The organism is Mesorhizobium sp. M7A.F.Ca.US.007.01.2.1 (assembly GCF_003998165.1).
GTDB classification, from domain to species: domain Bacteria; phylum Pseudomonadota; class Alphaproteobacteria; order Rhizobiales; family Rhizobiaceae; genus Mesorhizobium; species Mesorhizobium ciceri.
Map to the genome: position 1 here is coordinate 1 of NZ_RZQP01000543.1, position 393 is coordinate 393.

The window sequence follows — 393 nt, forward strand, 5'->3', positions numbered from 1 at the left end:
GCATGTATATCTCCTATCCAGTCCCGCAAACGAGCGCGGGTGGTTGAAATGCATGTCGCCCAAAAGTGTGTGGACGGTTTTGGGGTTACGACATGCAAAGAGTAGGCCGGATGCGTCCGGCAGCGGCTGTCTTTTATGGACAGATTCCGCCGCCGTAAAGCCCGGCTCAAATGTCAGACTTCATTTGATGAGCAGCGGCAGGTCCTTCAGGAACGCGGCTCGGGTCTTGAGGCCTTTGGGCATATCGGTCCGATCGGTGTCGACGACAAGGCGCGCAAAGACGATCTGGCGGCCATCCTTGTTCGCCCAGCCGACGAACCACCCAAGCGAGCGCTTATCCTGAACCTTGTCGGCATCGTTGCGCAGCCTGGTGCTTCCGGTCTTGCCCTGCAC

Annotated in this window: 1 protein-coding gene; it reads right to left on the reverse strand. The window is 58.5% G+C overall.

Annotated elements, in window-relative coordinates; genetic code table 11:
- Positions 1-180 precede the first annotated feature (180 nt).
- Positions 181-393, reverse strand: a 213-nt coding sequence (locus EN949_RS35695; protein ID WP_281039806.1) for a penicillin-binding transpeptidase domain-containing protein, incomplete at its 5' end; no start/stop codon positions are given.